Here is a 15,878-nt window from a genome sequence, read left to right on the forward strand (position 1 = left end):
AGGTTCGAAAAATGTGATGATTTTATGTTTTTATGGTTTGGAAAATGTGATAAATTGCTATTTTTGCGGTTTGAAAAATGTGATAATCATCATGTATAGGACTGTAATAGAAAAACTTAAAGAGTGGAAAGATAAAAAAGACAGGCTTCCCATCATTTTGCTTGGTGCGAGACAAGTCGGAAAGACATGGCTGATGAAAGAATTTGGCCGTTCCTGTTTTGCAGATGTCTGTTATGTGAACTTTGAAGAGCCTGGTGATTTGCGGGATTTGTTTGAAGGCAACATCAATGTTGACCGAATCATCGAATATTTGGGAATTTTGCATGGTAAAAAAATCGAGAAACAGACGACCTTGTTGATTTTCGATGAAGTCCAGCAAGTGCCCCGGGCCTTGACTTCGTTGAAATATTTTGCAGAAAACGCCCCTGAATATGCACTGTGTTGTGCCGGGTCGTTGTTAGGCGTTACGCTTCATAGCGGGACTTCTTTCCCTGTCGGGAAGGTCGAATTTCTGCAAGTTTCGCCAATGTCGTTTTGCGAGTTTCTGCTTGCAAATGGCGAGGATTCGTTGGTGGAATACCTGATGAAACATTATGAAGATTCTATCCCTGAAATCTTGGCAGAAAAGTTACAAGACTATCTGAAGAAGTATTTCATTGTCGGAGGAATGCCGCAAGCTGTAAGTGCATGGGTGCAAAATGGCGATTTTGAGGTGGTTAGAAAAATACAATTGCAAATATTGGAGTCCTATAAAAACGATTTTTCCAAGCATGCTCCTAACAACATGGTCCCGAAGATTCATCATGTGTGGAATTCCATTCCAAGCCAGCTGGCGAAGGCCAACAAAAAATTCATTTATGGCGTGGCAAAGCAGGGCGCACGGGCCAGGGAGTATGAAGATGCTTTGCTGTGGTTGAAAGATAGTGGAGTCATTCGGCATGTGGGGCTTGTTGAAGGTGGCCGTCTGCCTTTGAAAGCTTACGAGGATTTGAAATCATTCAAGATTTATCATTTGGATTTAGGCCTTCTTTGCGCTATGTGCGAGATTGCGCCTTCGGTGATACTCAATAAGACGAATATTTTTTCTGAATTCAATGGCAGCCTTACGGAACAGTTTGTGTTGCAGGAACTTCAGAATTCGGGAATAGCACAGAGCATCTATTATTGGTCGGAAGGTGACACTTCGGAGGTCGATTTTCTGTTTTCGTATGGGGCCAATGTCATCCCTGTCGAAGCGAAAGCAGGGTTGAATGTTCACGCCCAAAGTCTGAAGGTGTTTATGAAAAAATACGATCCTCAAATAGCCGTCAGGACTTCTTTGCAGCCTTTCAGAAAGGATGGCTCCTTGCTGAATTTGCCTTTATATGAATTGTGGCTTTTGCCTGATATTCTGAAGCATTGAAGAAGGCACTTACGAACTCCGTTGCGTCGATGAAGACGGCGTGGAACTGTATCGGAAACTGGTGGTGATGTGAGGCATTTTCCTGTCAAGGTTTGGAAAACGTGATGATTTATTGTTTTGTGGCTTTGGAATTTTTTTCATCTCATTGTCACAAAACAGCCTTTTCATTCGTCTTATAGATATAGGTTTAATCTTTTTTACAAAATCAAATCGTATGAAAAGGAAGAAAACATTTTTACTTATTGGTCTGTTAATCATTGTGATTTCCATGCTTGCTCAAAAGCCTATTTTCTTGGACGATACCATCGGCATTGGCAAGAGTATATGCACGGTTCGCTATTCGGTCAGCATCGTTGATGATATTGATAATCTGGAGAAAAAGAACACCGATTTTCTTGTGCTGGAAATAGGCCTGGGACTTTCAAGATGCCACAATTATAATCTGTTTTTGTATGATTCCTGCTATACCGTATGTATGAAACAGGGGAGAAATAGTTATCCAAGTCCAAAAGGTGTTTGTTTTCCAGAGGAAATATTGAAACGCTTTCAGACATCAGAACTGACAGTCCATCATAGAATGCCGGATAAATCCATCTATCAGTATGAGGAGGAGATTCCAAATTGGCAATGGCATTTGTTCGATGAAACCATTGAAATTTTGGACTATCCATGCAAAAAGGCGACTTGTTTTTTCAGAGGCCGTTTGTGGATGGCTTGGTTCACCGAGCGGATACCCTTGAATGACGGCCCTTGGAAGTTTTGCGGTTTGCCAGGACTCATTCTCAAGGTTGAAGATGAAAAAGGGCACTATTCTTTCACATGCGAGAGCGTGGAAAACGCCACGGATGTGCCAATTGTCACCTATGATAAGTTTTACTACACTCCAATAACGAGAGAACAAATGTATCGGGAACTGAAGCATATTTACGCAGACTGGTATGCCTATTTGCGTATGCTCAATGGTGGGCGAGTGATAGCAGCAAAACGAGGAGAAAACGGAAAAGTGACATTCGAGGAAGTGCCGCCTGATGTAAAAAAAATGATTCCTTATAATCCTATTGAGTTGGAGTAAACCATGTATACTTTTCTTACTGCAAAACAAATCAAATCTGCATTATCCAACACTCCGCAAATTACTTTTGAGGTTACAGATGCATGTAATTTGTGTTGTGAGTATTGCGCCTTTGGCAAACTGTATTCCGACTATGATAAGCGGGAGAATAAAATGCTATCTGTGCAAGCCGCTAAATGCTTTATCGACTATATGGCTGCACTTTGGACTTCGCCCGAAAATCATTCGATGCACAATAATATATATTGGTTTCTATGGCGGTGAGCCTTTACTCAATATGCATTTTATTAGGGAGATTGTTAACTATCTGAAATTGGGGTCTTATGCCAAGCATTTTTCCTATAATATGACCACCAACGCTTTGCTGCTCGATCGTTATATGGATTTCCTAGTTAATAATGATTTTAGTTTGCTCATCAGTTTAGACGGCGATGCCGAAAACGATTCTTATCGCGTTAAGGCCGACGGCAACCGACTTAGCACGGTGCGCCATGCCGATTGCATAGTGGTGCTGCATGAAGGTAAGATTGTGGAAAGTGGAACGCACGAAGAACTAACAGCCTTGCAGGGGCGATATTACACTTTGGTAAAAGATCAACTGGAATTAGGGATGTAGCCATGGACTGGAAAGAATCTGATTCACGGAAAAGTCCCACGGTGAGAGAAATCGTAGGCCAAATTCCACCTATGCTGGTCCGTTACGGAATCGCGGTAATCGTAGGAAACTTAATGCTGACTTTCCTTGTCTTTGCCGCATTGCCCTATTGCCCACGGCTTTCTGTCATGGCCAAGCAAACGTTTAGCACCGATTCCCTGCAAGTCGTGTCGGCAGTTGTCCCAAGCGAGTTGTATAACACTTTTCCAGCGGCTTTTTCCGAGGTCGGAATCAATCGGCAAAAAGACGTTTTGCGGCTTCTTCGAGCCACAGAAATCGGGAACGATGATGACGGCAATCCTATCACCCTCATTGAATTGGAAGGAAAAAATAACAACCAGAACCACGATTCCACCATTATGGTCTTCCATTTGAAGAAAGTGCCGTTATTGTCGTGGATGTTAGGGAAAAACTGTTTTGAAAAATATGACAAAAACGCTAATAATCAATAATCTCGCGCTGTGAAAAGTACATTTGTTTTCGTCATCCTTTTTGCGCTATGCACCTTTGATGTGATGTCGCAAACTATCCTCACAGGCCATGTGATTAATGACAAGAAAGAGCCTGTCTTCAACGCTTCGGTCGTGCTGATGCGCATGAACGACAGCTTGACCCTGAACTACACCTTCACCGACGACAAGGGATACTACAAGCTCATCACCGAAAACAAAGAGGATCAATGGCTTCTCACCATTTATGGCTTCAACATCGACCGACAGACGAAAATGATTGAAAAAAAATCTCAAATCGTCGATTTTAATGTAACTGAGCGGGCTATTCAAATTCGCGAGGTGAGCGTGAAATCGGAAAAGATTTGGGGCAATGAAGACACCATCAATTATGTCGTTGATGCTTTCCGCGACACGACCGACATTGTCATTGCCGATGTGCTCAAAAAGATGCCCGGCGTTGAGGTGAAGGACGATGGCAAGGTGGAATACAAAGGCAAGGCGATTTCAAAGTTCTACATTGAGAACATGGATATGCTGCAAGACCGTTACAACCTTGCTACGACCAGCATGGCCGCCGAAGATGTCGCCACAGTGCAGGTGATGCAGAACCATCAGCCCGTCCGAGCACTCAAGGACATTCAGTTTTCCGACGATGTGGCCATCAACATCAAGTTCAAGGAAGACGCCAAAGGCACTTTTGATCTGATGGCTGACTTAGGGGTTGGCTACGATGAAAAACCGCTTTATGATGGTGCCTTGACGGGAATGTCTATCGAGAAGAAACGCCAGTTTCTCAGCACTTTGAAAACCAACAATGCAGGTCATGATTTGTGTGATGGACAGAATGTCAGTCTTCGGCCTTGGGCTTCCATCGTCAAGCCGTCATCGCCCAAAATAAGCGTGGCACGCAGCACTTTCAACCATTCGGCAGGTCTCACGCTGAACACCATCCGAAAATTGCAAAACGATGCCGACTTGTCGTTCAGCCTTTTAGGTGCTGGCGACAAAAATACGAAGCGTAGCTATGCCCGCACCGTGTATTTCGTTCCCGATGTCGACACTTTGAGTCTTTCTGAAAGTATGGCTTCCATTGAAAAGAATGCCGATTACGAAGGCAGCATGACTTATCACCTGAATCGAGACAATAACTATCTCAATTTCAAAATGCTTGTGGCTGGAGATTTTGTCAACGATTCGTGCGATATAACCGACTTTGAGACGCTTCGGCAAGGCGAAAAGCACAATGCTGTCAATGGCAGTGCCACGCTTTGCTGGATTCGGCGCGACAGCAGCGAGGATGGGCGAGGCTTTGAACTCAACTCGCGGAATTCGTTTGGCTATCTGCCTTACGCATCAGCCGCCAGTCCTGGCACATTCGCACAATCGTTGAACGGAGGCATCGGCTATGTTGAAATGCATCAGGCCATCAATTTGCTGTCGTGGCAGACTTCCAACTCGTTGCGTTTCCTGACCAACAAAATCTGGAAACTGATTCGCATTATGCCGTTTTTCCACTTTTCTGCCGAAGGTCAGCATCTCAACAGTGATTTGTCGGGCTTGTCGAATGATGGCAATTGGTTTGCTTTCAGTGATTTGCAATCGAAAAACGATATTCGATGGCTGCAATTGAAGCCCTATTTGGGCTTGGATTTCACATACGACCGTCGCCGTGTCCGTTTCGATTTTACGATTCCCGTTCAGTTGAGTATCACTTCTATTCTTGATGAAATCAATTCGGACAACAGTTTTTCAAAGGTCAAGCCATATTTTTTGCCGTCGCTTCATTTCAAGTATAAACTTTCCCACAGTTTCGATATGACGCTTTCAAGTTTTGTCTTCAATTCTACACCAAGCCTAAAAAACCTTTACACCGGATACATATTGCAGAATTACAGGACTTTGACTTGTTACGAGAGTCGTTTGGCCGACACTTGGGGAAACAGATCTTCGCTGAAACTTTCCTACAACAATGTGCTGAAATTCCTGTTTGGAGAGTTCTCTGCCGATTATAATATCTATCGCGATAAGGTGATGTATGCGCAGAATTTCGAAGATGACTGCATCGTCATTCACAGCGTTGAGCAACCTGCCACGGGAAGTTACCTGTCGTTTTCGGCTTACATGGGAAAAGGTTTCAACTGGAAACGTCTCAATGTCAATGCCAAAGTGTCGTATGGATTGGGCAAGACGCCGCAACTTGTGCAAGACATAGTTACCACCTATTCCAACAGCGGTTGGAATGCCAACCTGACGGCAAGCCTTAATGTTACCGAAAACCTGTTTTTCTCCAACAAATGCAGTTGGAGCCGGATGATTTCAACGCCCGAAGGAAACGTTTCTCAACCTAACCCAATCATCAGCCTGTTCGATAATGCCAACCTGAATTTCGTCTTGCCCTTCGGCTTGACCATTGGCACTGCCGCCGAATTTTACCATACTTCCATTGAGGGGCAGGTGAGGAATTTCGTCCTATGGGATTGCAGCATGAGCTACACCTATAAAAATGTGAAATTCACCTTGAATTGCGATAATCTTCTTAATACTGAGAACTTTGTCTATTCCTATTATTCTGGCATTTACAGTTACTATTCGTCATATTTCATCCGCCCACGTGCTTTTGTTTTGAAAGTCAGGTTTAAGGTGTGTTGAGTGGCAAGGAATTTGTGTTCCATCGGCCTGTAATAGGCAATGGAAAAACAAAATGTGTTTGAAATAGTGAATGCTGTTTACAGGCTTTCTATTTCCTGCAAGGATAGCTTAGTGAATTTCGAAATCATTTCAGCCGACATGCCGTTAGCTTTCATTGCTTGTGCAATTTCGCGTTGGCTTTCAGCCCTTCCTTCCGCTCTTCCTTCAATCTTTCCTTCGGCTTTGCCCTCCGCTCTACCTTCTTTCATAGCGGTGCTAATCACGTCATTCTGAATCATAACAGCGTTGATGTGCTCGTCGTATGCGAGTTTGTCGCTTTTCGACATCGACATGTATTCCAGTTTGCGCTTCACTTCCTGCAAACCTGGTGCAGTGGTGTTTTCATCAATTTCTCCATCTTTCAGGTATCTTATCCATTCATCCAGATGGTTCTCTGCTAGTTTGTTGAAAGCGTTAACGCGAATGAGGTAGTATTCAGGAAACACTTCTTCAGGCGATTTCATTTGGATGGCATTCTTTTCTTTTGAAGTGATTTGCAAGGTGTCGTTCTTGGTCACACCACGGAAGACGGTTTGGCCACGATAGACATAATCCTCGCCTTTGCCGAGGTCGAAATACAGAATGCTTATCGAATACACTTTCTTGACTTGGTCGTATTTGTTGCCCAATTGAATATGCTCGGTGATGGCTTTGGCGACGCCATAGAGGATACGCTCCAAATAGTACAGTTCGCGTGTCAGCTGGATTTCGACGAGAATGATTTCATCCTTGCTGTTTTTTGCCTTGATGTCGACGCGGTTGAATTTGTCGGTTGGGTCTTCTTGATTGCTTTCACTCTCCAGCAATTCAATGATATGGACAGGCTCGTTGAGAAGCACTGTCACAAGTCCTTCAAGGATGCAGAAGTTCGATTTGTCGCGGAGTATTTTTTTCGCAGCCCAGTCGAAACGGATGTATTTGTCGTGTGCCATAATCTTGTATTTTATGCTGCAAAAATAACAATTGTTTTGGATAAAGAGAACGAAACAGCAAGAAATACTTGAAATTTCTTTTCCCTACTTTGTAAAACCTATTCCGAAATTCCCTACTTTTGCAGATTAATAAAATCTCAACGCTATGTCACTCGATAACGATAAATTTGTTGGCGAAGGCCTGACTTACGATGATGTGCTTCTCGTGCCTTCCTACAGCAACGTGCTGCCTAAAGAGGTAAGCCTAAAGACCAAGTTTTCACGCAATATCGATTTGAACATTCCTGTCGTTTCCGCCGGTATGGACACCGTGACGGAATCGCGCATGGCTATCGCCATTGCTCAGGAAGGCGGTATCGGCGTGCTGCACAAGAACATGAGCATCGGCAAACAGGCTGCCGAAGTGCGCAAGGTGAAACGTGCCGAAAATGGCATGATTACCGATCCAGTCACCATTCATGTTGATGCCACCGTGAAGGATGCCCTTGATTTGATGGCTGAATATCACATTGGTGGTATTCCGGTCGTCGATAGCGACAATGTTTTGGTGGGTATCGTCACCAACCGTGACCTTCGTTTTGAACGCGGCCTCGACCGCCCGATTATCGAAGTGATGACCGGTGAAAACCTTATCACTACAAACGAAGTCTCTTTTGAAAAGGCTGCCGATATTCTCCAACAATATAAGATTGAAAAACTGCCTGTTGTTGATAAGGACAACCGTTTGTTAGGACTTATCACTTATAAGGATATTATCAAGGTGAAAGCCCGTCCGAATGCTTGCAAGGATGCTCACGGTCGTCTGCGTGTCGCTGCTGCCGTCGGCATTGCTGCCAACACTTTGGAACGTGCTGCCGCTTTGGTCGATGCCGGTGTCGATGCGCTCGTGGTCGATACGGCTCACGGCCATTCGCAAGGCGTCATCGATATGGTACGCAACCTCAAGCAGAATTATCCACAGATTGACATCGTGGCTGGCAATATCGCTACTGCCGATGCAGCAAGAGCTTTGTTAGAGGCTGGTGCTGATGCCATTAAGGTCGGTATCGGACCTGGTTCCATTTGCACAACTCGCGTGGTCGCTGGTATCGGTGTCCCGCAACTCACCGCAGTCATGGATGTGGCCAAGGCTTTGGAAGGCACAGGTGTTCCGCTCATCGCCGATGGTGGTATCCGTTACACGGGCGATATCGTGAAGGCTTTGGCAGCTGGTGCATCTTCCATCATGGCAGGTTCACTCTTCGCAGGTGTCGATGAATCACCAGGCGACACCATTATTTATGAAGGCCGTAAGTTCAAGACATACAGAGGTATGGGTTCGCTTGAAGCCATGCAGTGCGGATCGAAGGACCGTTATTTCCAGGATTCGGTTGAAGATGTCAAGAAACTGGTTCCGGAAGGCATTGCGGGTCGTGTTCCTTACAAAGGCACTTTGGCCGAAGTGGTCTATCAGATGGTCGGCGGCTTGCGCTCGGGTATGGGTTACACAGGCTCTCACACCATCGATGAACTGAAGAAAGCCAAGTTCATCCGCATCACCAACTCTGGCATTCTGGAAAGCCATCCGCACGATGTCACCATCACGCAGGAAGCTCCAAACTACAGCAAGAGAAGCTGATTCGGAATCGGATTCCATACAACGCCTGCCGTTTTGCGACAGGCGTTTTTTATGCAAGATATACTCGTGAACACACATGCTTCACCATGGAAGAATTTTTAAATGAACACGGATTTGTCGGATTTGCACGGATGTGTTTCATGCAAAATGTATCTGTGTAAATCCGTTTAATCCGTGTTCGTTCCAATATTTGTGTTTTTGGAACGATTGTTGACGTTATTGAACCGTTAATCAAAAATCTAAACTATGCAAAACAATTCAACCAACATCTCCCTGCTTTGGGACAAAGTGTGCGACTATGCCAAGAAAGCCGGTCGCGTGGCAGCCCGCCCTGCCGTGTTACTTTATTATGTAATGACCGATCCGAACACGCCAAGGTCTGATAAACTGACAATTGGCGCAGCTTTGGCCTATTTAGTACTGCCTATAGATTTGATTTCTTCCAAGCGTCATCATATTTTGGGCTGGGCCGATGAAGTGGCTTTCATCGCCATCATCGCGAAAAAAGTGCAGCATCTGATTACTCCGGCAATGGAGATGCGTGTCGATGAACAGCTCGACAAATGGTTCGGACCCGAAACGCAAGATGCGGTTGAAACGAAATGACAACTGACAAAATGACATAATTATGAAAGCATCAATTTCTTTTGCAGAATTGCAGAACATTATTGCCAGCCAGACTAAGGTTGGCGACAAAATTTCTTTTGAAGCTATTGGCCCCAAGACAATCCGCGTGACCTATAAGCTGGGCTTCATTCCGGTTCATGTCGATTTGACAATCGAAAGGGTCGTCGGCTCCGATTTGTATCTGTCGTATAGCGGCAAGCAACTCATCGATAAGGTTCTTCCTTTGGTTCAGAACAATCCGGCCTTGTCATTCATTGAGAAGCGTACCGATGATGGCGTTATCGTGCATTTGGCGCAAATTGAGCAGGCAAAGGCAGTGTTCGAAAAAATCGATGTCCGAACGGTTTCGGTGCTTGCCGATGCCTTGGAGGTCGACGGAGCCTTTAAAAACTAAGGTGAAAACATCAGAAGCCAGTCTTGGGACTGGCTTTTTTCATTAAAAGTAAGTGGTCAGGATGAACTATATTTTACATCTACTCATTTCGACAGGCTCAATGAGCGGAAAATCAGCTTGCAGCGTTTCGCTCCCTGAGCTTGTCGAAGGGTCGAAGCATTGCGTCTTTTATGTAACTAATATGCTCATCTACTTACAATAAAATACACTTTTTGCCGTTTATTTCATTTAGTTGGAGGAAGGTAAGCACAATTTGTGTAATTTTACCGCTTGTTTTCCATAACGGACGTAATTTGAAAGAAAATAAATTAAAATAAATCTGAAATGAAAAAATGTAACTTTTTGAAAATGTTTGCTTTGGCTGCCTTTTCGCTGCCGGTGTTAAGCATCAATGCTCAATCGAAACTCGATAATCAGGTTCTGATGACTATCGGCGATAAGCCGGTAACTGTCAAGGAATTTACCGATGTCTATTCCAAGAACAACATTAAAAATGATGTGATTGACAAGAAGTCGGTTGACGAATATCTCGACCTTTTCGTCAATTTCCGCATGAAAGTGATGGAAGCCACCGAGATGAAACTCGACACGAGCGCACAATTCAAGAAAGAACTCGAAGGCTACCGCAAGCAGTTGGCTAAGCCTTATTTCAGCAACGAAAAAGTCAGTGACGAACTGATTCAGGAAGCCTATCAGCGCAAGCTGAAGGACATCCGCGCATCGCACATCCTGATTACCTGTGACAAACACGCCTTGCCGTCGGATACCTTGAAGGCTTACAACAAGGCCATGGACATCCGCAAGAAGGCTATGAAGGGTGAAGATTTCGCTAACCTCGCCGTGAAATATTCCGATGATCCTTCGGCAAAGGACATGAAAGCTACCGAAAGCTCACCGGCTCGCAAGGGAAATCATGGCGATTTGGGCTATTTCACCGTTTTCGATATGGTTTATCCTTTTGAAACGGGTGCTTACAACACAAAAGAAGGTGAGATTTCAATGCCTGTCCGTAGCGATTTTGGCTATCATATCATTAAGGTTCAGAGCGTTACCGATGCTATGGGAACCATTCAGGCCGCTCACGTTTTCTTGCAGCTTCCTTTCGATGCTTCGAAAGAGGACGAGACTGCCATGAAACAGAAAGCCGATAACATCTACAAGGAACTCATGGATCAGGATGGCAAGAACTGGAACGAAGTCGTGACCAAATACACCGACGACCGCGGAACGGTTTCGCGTGGCGGTGCTTTGAGCAACTTCACGGTCAGCCGCATTGTCCCTGAGTTTATTGAAACGTGTAAGGGCTTGGAAGTGAACGAAATCGCTAAGCCAGTCCGCACAAGCTATGGCTATCACATCATCAAGCTGTTGGGCAAAACGGGTGTCGGCAGCTTTGACAAGGAAAGTCAGGCCATCAGCGAGCGCGTTGAAAAGGACATGCGCTCAAAGAAATCGGAAGAACTTGTGCAGAAACAGGTCAGAAAGGATTACAATTTCAAGCAGAACGATGCCAATGTTGAGGCATTTTTGGCTACGGTCGATAGTACTTTGCTGGCAGGAAAATATGTCCCGGCTGCTACCGCCGACATGAAAGCTGAATTGTTCACCATCGATGGAAATTCGACAAAAGTCGCTGATTTCGTGAATTATATCAATGAGAAACAGAAGCCGCGAAAGTTCGGTACGCCTATGGCTTGCGCATACGAACTTTATGATGCTTTCGCCAACGAAAAGGTGATGGACTATGCCGATGCTCATCTGGAGGAAAGATACCCTGAATTTAAGAATCTTGTCCAGGAATATTACGATGGCATTCTGCTTTTCGACTTGATGGAAAGGGAAGTATGGGACAAGGCTGTGAAAGACACCACGGGTTTGCAGGAATTCCATGCCCGCCAGGCCACGAAATACATGTGGGATGAACGTGTTCAGGCTGCCATCATTACCGTTACACGCGCCGAATCGCTGCCGAAAATCAAGGCTTTGATTGATGCCGGCACACCATGGGACAGCTTGCGCCCAATCGTTCAGCGCGATTCCATCCAGCATGTTTTCGTTCGCAAGGGTTTCTATCAGAAGGGTGACAACCAATATGTCGACCAAACCGAATGGAAGACCGGTACAATCAATGAAATCCATTCAACGGTCGATGAATCGGCTGTGATTGTGGCAATTATCGAAAAGCGCAATCCTGAACCTAAGACCTTGAAGGAAGCCAAAGGTTTGGTTACCTCCGATTATCAGGTGGAACTGGAAGCCAAGTGGTTGGAGGCTTTGCGTGCAAAATATCCGGTCTCGGTTGACGAAAAGGTTCTTGACAAGGTTAGAAAACTTTATCAATGAGAAAGTCGCGTTGGCTGATAGGCTTGGTTTGCGTGCTTTTCTTGCAGAGTTGCAACCTCAAGTCGAATGATTCACAAGGTGTTGTCGTGGCCGAGTGCTACGGCAAATACCTTTATGAATCGGACCTGGTGGGGGTTGTGGCTCCAGGAACGGACATCGTGGATAGCCTCAATCGTGTCAACGCTTTTGTCGATTCGTGGATTCGCCGCGAGTTGCTTCTGCATCAGGCGGAGAAAAACCTTCCGAAAGAACAGCTCGATTTTTCCAAACAGATTCAGGAATACCAGAACTCTTTGGTGATTTATGCCTACGAGACGCAACTCGCTGAGCAGAAACTCGATACCGTCGTGACGGATGAAGAGATTGAAACCTATTACGAGCAAAACAAGGAAAACTTTCAGTTGCGTCAGACGATGGTCAGGGCGGCTTACGTCATTTTGAAGTCTGATTGCAAGCAAAAGAATGATTTCCAGAAACTTATGCGTGATTCGGATACTTTGATGTTGCAGCGTCTTGACATTATGGCCACCTATTATGCCGTATCGAGTTACTTGGATGTCGATGACTGGCTCCGTTTGGATGAATTGCTGAAAATCATACCGATAGAGATTTACAACACGGAAAGTTTCCTGAAAAAGAACCGTTTCGTGATGTTCGACAAGGATGATTTCACTTATTTGGTGCGTTTCGAGGATTATCTGATGGAGGAGGAAATTTCGCCATTGGATATGGAAAGGGAAAATATCAGGAGCATGATTCTGATGAAACGCAAGAAAGACCTGCTCGATGCGTTGAAATCCAGATTATATGAAAAGGCCGCGAAGGACCATGCTTTCGAAGTGTATACGGGTTCGTCGGTACAAATTATTGAAAATAAAGAAGATAAATAATGAAAAGAAATTTCGTTTTATGTCTGTTGACTTTGCTTTCGATGCAGGTTTTTGCACAGAAGCAGTCGCAGGTTGTGGATAAGATTGTCGCTGTCGTTGGCAAGAATGTGATTTTGCAGTCGGATGTCGAAAACCAGTATATGCAATATCGTTTGCAAGGTGGCGCGGAGGGTTCTTATCAGTCGTTGCATTGTGAGATTTTGGAATCGTTGCTTTTCCAGAAACTGATGCTGAATCAGGCCGAAATGGATAGTTTGACTATCGAGGATGATGTGGTTGATGCAGAAATGACCCGCAGAATAAGCGGATATATGGCTGGTTTTGGCTCTCAGGAAAAGATGGAAGCGTATTTCGGCAAGACTATGCCTGAAATCAAGGATGAGCTTCGCCCTATCATTAAGGATGGAATGTTGCAGGAGCAGGTGATGGCTAAAATCATTGAAAATGTTGTCGTTACGCCTTCTGAAGTGAAATCTTTCTATAAAAGTATGCCGCAAGACAGCATCCCGATGGTGAGTCCGGAATACGAAATCGCTCAAATCGTGAAGCGTCCACCGGTAAGCATCGATGAAAAACTTGAAGTGAAAGACCGTCTGTATCAGATCCGTAAGCGCATTTTGTCGGGCGAAAGCAGTTTCTCGACCATGGCAATCCTTTATTCCGAGGATCCAGGCTCGGCAAGAAAAGGCGGTGAACTCGGCTTGACAGGTAAAGGTGAATGGGCACCTGCATTCGAGACGGCAGCTTTCAATTTGCGTGAAGGCGAAATCTCGGAAGTTATTGAAACTGAGTTTGGTTTCCATATCATTCAGCTTATTGAACGCCGCGACGACATGGTCAACTGCCGTCACATTCTGTTGACTGCAAAGGTTCCTGTCGAGGCTCTAGAAAAAGCCAAAAACGAACTCGATTCCGTTGCCACATTGATTCACAGTGGCGAAATGACTTTCGACGAGGCTTGCAAGAAATTCAGCGACGATGACACGAAGAACAATGGTGGTTATATTCTAAATCCAGCCACGGCTGGCAACCGTATCAGCGTGACCGATTTGCAGGAATTGGAACAATATCCGCAATATGCCGAATTTAAGAATCTTGCATTTGTTATCAGCCGTTTGGAAGAAGGCGAATTCAGCGATCCAGTTCCGATGTATACCAAAGAAAGTCAGGATGCTTACCGAATCGTCATGGTAAAAAAGAAAGTTGTGGCACATAGGGCAAACCTCACCGACGACTACAACCTGATTCAGAGTTGGGCATTGGAACAGAAAAAACAGCAAGCTAGAGAAAAATGGATTCGCGAAAAGGCAAACAAGGCATACATCCGCATCGATGAAAACTTTGCAGATTGCGAGTTCAATTTCGATTGGACACAGAAATAGTTTTCCACTTCACAACTTTCCACTTTATAACTTTCCACTTTATAACTTTCCACTTTCCACTTCACAACTTTCCACTTCGAAAATCAGAAACATTTTAACTCATGTATAATTCAGTTATAGAAGGTGCAAAAGCCTTGGTGTCGAAATACGAAGCCTTGCGCAGCGAAATCGGCAAGGTCATCGTCGGTCAGCACGACATCATTCATAATACGATACTTTCCATTTTTTGCCAAGGCCACGTGCTTTTGGTTGGTGTGCCGGGATTGGCTAAGACCTTGTTGGTGAATACCATTGGCAAGGCACTCGGTTTGAGTTTCAGTCGTATCCAGTTCACCCCTGACCTGATGCCGTCGGATATTGTCGGTACAGAAATTCTTGATGAATCGCGTCAGTTCAAGTTCATTAAAGGCCCTGTTTTTGCCAATATCGTTTTGGCGGACGAAATCAACCGTACGCCACCTAAGACCCAAGCCGCTTTGCTTGAAGCCATGCAGGAAAAGTGCATCACCGTTTCGGGGAAGACCTACAAATTGCAGGAACCGTTCTTCGTCTTGGCCACGCAAAACCCGATAGAGCAGGAGGGAACCTATCCTTTGCCGGAGGCTCAGTTGGACCGTTTCATGTTCAACCTGATGCTCGACTATCCGACTTACGAAGAAGAAATCGACATTGTGAAAAACACCACCGTAGGCAAGGATGCCGATGTGAAGGCCGTGCTTTCTCCGGAAGAAATCATCTACTTCCAGCAGTTGGTGTGTCGTGTTCCGGTGCCGGACAATGTGTATGAATATGCAGTGAATCTGGTCGCCAAGACCCGTCCGGGCACGGAAAAAGCCCACGAATGGGCAAACCGCTATCTGAGTTGGGGTGCAGGTCCGCGTGCGTCGCAATATCTGATTATCGGGGCCAAAGCCAATGCCTTGCTTTCTGGCAAATATTCGCCTGACATCGAAGACGTGCAGCGCGTCGCCGTCCCGATTTTGCGGCACCGCATCATCCGAAACTACACCGCCGAAGCCGAAGGCGTGAGCATTGAGGCGATTGTGGAGAAGTTGAAAATAAACTAAAAAAGGGACTGCAAAGTCCCTTTTTTGATCTTAAGGCAATTATATACCATTTGACTCGGAAAAATTTCATTATAGTAATTAAGTTATGTTGGATGATGACGAATTGACTTGAGTTAAGATCCCCATCCTTCAGTCTAGTCCACAATATTCCCAGATGTTAAATGTTAAATCGACCCCAAAAAAATGCCTCTTTTTGCGTTAAAACGATAAAATGACCTTAGTACATGACAAAAATTTCAAGAAGAGCAAAAAAACGGAAAAATCCGGTGTTTTTTTTAGTTAAAACACTTGCATAATATCTTGGAAATCAGTAACTTTGAAGAAAATTTCCTATGTTTTCCATAGCTACTGATTCC

Annotated in this window: 12 protein-coding genes and 1 pseudogene; 12 read left to right on the forward strand and 1 reads right to left on the reverse strand. The window is 44.9% G+C overall.

The genetic code is table 11. The features are described from left to right. The first annotated feature begins 91 nt into the window (after window positions 1-91). The 5 genes and pseudogenes from AC06MN_RS10865 (at window position 92) to AC06MN_RS10885 (ending at window position 6,230) form a co-directional block, all read left to right on the forward strand. Window positions 92-1,402, forward strand: coding sequence for an ATP-binding protein (locus AC06MN_RS10865; RefSeq protein WP_475672402.1), 1,311 nt, complete (start codon window positions 92-94; stop codon window positions 1,400-1,402). Between the two features lie 214 nt (window positions 1,403-1,616). Then, window positions 1,617-2,474, forward strand: coding sequence for a GLPGLI family protein (locus tag AC06MN_RS10870; RefSeq protein ID WP_475672403.1), 858 nt, complete (start codon window positions 1,617-1,619; stop codon window positions 2,472-2,474). Between the two features lie 469 nt (window positions 2,475-2,943). Further along, a pseudogene (locus tag AC06MN_RS10875) lies at window positions 2,944-3,090 on the forward strand (peptidase domain-containing ABC transporter); the annotation flags it as partial. A 2-nt stretch (window positions 3,091-3,092) separates the two neighbouring features. Next, entirely contained in the window at window positions 3,093-3,581 is a 489-nt protein-coding gene (locus AC06MN_RS10880; RefSeq protein WP_475672404.1) for a hypothetical protein, read from the forward strand. Window positions 3,582-3,590: 9 nt separating this feature from the next. Further along, on the forward strand, window positions 3,591-6,230 hold the full coding sequence (locus AC06MN_RS10885; protein WP_475672405.1) for a hypothetical protein: 2,640 nt from the start codon (window positions 3,591-3,593) through the stop codon (window positions 6,228-6,230). Between the two features lie 77 nt (window positions 6,231-6,307). Here AC06MN_RS10885 and AC06MN_RS10890 read toward each other — a convergent pair whose 3' ends face one another. Continuing rightward, complete coding sequence (locus AC06MN_RS10890; protein ID WP_475672406.1) at window positions 6,308-7,201, reverse strand: Rpn family recombination-promoting nuclease/putative transposase; 894 nt, start codon at window positions 7,199-7,201, stop codon at window positions 6,308-6,310. 145 nt (window positions 7,202-7,346) lie between these two features. Between AC06MN_RS10890 and guaB the strand changes: the two genes are divergently transcribed. The 7 genes from guaB to AC06MN_RS10925 all read left to right on the forward strand — a co-directional run bounded on the left by guaB (window position 7,347) and on the right by AC06MN_RS10925 (window position 15,522). Further along, window positions 7,347-8,819 carry an IMP dehydrogenase gene (gene guaB, locus AC06MN_RS10895; RefSeq protein ID WP_475672407.1) on the forward strand — a complete coding sequence of 491 codons (1,473 nt, stop codon included), beginning with the start codon at window positions 7,347-7,349 and terminating at the stop codon, window positions 8,817-8,819. Between the two features lie 246 nt (window positions 8,820-9,065). Next, window positions 9,066-9,425: a YkvA family protein gene (locus AC06MN_RS10900; protein WP_475672408.1), complete on the forward strand. Its 360-nt coding sequence runs from the start codon at window positions 9,066-9,068 to the stop codon at window positions 9,423-9,425. A gap of 22 nt (window positions 9,426-9,447) precedes the next feature. Then, window positions 9,448-9,840, forward strand: a complete 393-nt coding sequence (locus AC06MN_RS10905) for a hypothetical protein (protein WP_475672409.1) — start codon at window positions 9,448-9,450, stop codon at window positions 9,838-9,840. A gap of 324 nt (window positions 9,841-10,164) precedes the next feature. Beyond that, window positions 10,165-12,183, forward strand: coding sequence for a peptidylprolyl isomerase (locus tag AC06MN_RS10910; RefSeq protein WP_475672410.1), 2,019 nt, complete (start codon window positions 10,165-10,167; stop codon window positions 12,181-12,183). Further along, window positions 12,180-13,073 carry a hypothetical protein gene (locus tag AC06MN_RS10915; RefSeq protein ID WP_475672411.1) on the forward strand — a complete coding sequence of 298 codons (894 nt, stop codon included), beginning with the start codon at window positions 12,180-12,182 and terminating at the stop codon, window positions 13,071-13,073. Before AC06MN_RS10910 ends, AC06MN_RS10915 begins: the two co-directional genes overlap by 4 nt. After that, on the forward strand, window positions 13,073-14,455 hold the full coding sequence (locus tag AC06MN_RS10920) for a peptidylprolyl isomerase (protein WP_475672412.1): 1,383 nt from the start codon (window positions 13,073-13,075) through the stop codon (window positions 14,453-14,455). The genes AC06MN_RS10915 and AC06MN_RS10920 overlap by 1 nt, the downstream gene beginning before the upstream one ends. Window positions 14,456-14,556: 101 nt before the next feature. Then, window positions 14,557-15,522, forward strand: coding sequence for an AAA family ATPase (locus AC06MN_RS10925; protein WP_475672413.1), 966 nt, complete (start codon window positions 14,557-14,559; stop codon window positions 15,520-15,522). Window positions 15,523-15,878 lie beyond the last annotated feature (356 nt).

It is taken from the genome of Candidatus Limimorpha sp., from assembly GCF_056203535.1.